The 447-nt window shown below is 76.1% G+C and carries 1 protein-coding gene; it reads right to left on the minus strand.

Annotated features, from left to right (window positions below; genetic code table 11):
- Window positions 1-447, minus strand: a 447-nt coding sequence (locus FV228_RS32640) for an NAD(P)H-binding protein (RefSeq protein WP_147858043.1), incomplete at both ends; no start/stop codon positions are given.

Consider the following 447-nt stretch of genomic DNA (forward strand, 5'->3'; position numbering starts at 1 on the left):
CCGAGCGGCAGGGGGTAGGGGCTGCGGGCGAGCCGCAGCAGCGCGGCCATGTTGCCCTTCACGCCCGCCCCGTAGACCAGGACCGGGCGGAGCGCGACCCAGTCGAGCCCGGTCTCGGCCAGCGCCCGCTCGGCCTCCAGCTTGGAGCGGCCGTAGGCGTCGGTGGGCCGGGGCTCATCGCCCTCCCCGACCACGCACGGCGCGCTGGCGCCGACCTGCGCGCGGATCGAGGACAGGAACACGAACCGGCGCACCTTCGCTCGGGCCGCGGCCTCCGCGAGCTTGCGCGTCGCCTCGGTGTTGAGCGTGCGGTAATCGTCCTCGGGGGCGCCCGACATCGCATGGGCGAGGCCTGCCGAGTGCACCACGGCGTCGACGCCGCTGAGCGCCGCCGCCATGTTGATCGGGCGGGTCAGGTCGCCGACCACCGCGCTCGCGGCGCCCTCC

Origin of the sequence: Methylobacterium sp. WL18, assembly GCF_008040015.1 — a bacterium.
Taxonomy (GTDB): Bacteria; Pseudomonadota; Alphaproteobacteria; order Rhizobiales; family Beijerinckiaceae; genus Methylobacterium; species Methylobacterium mesophilicum.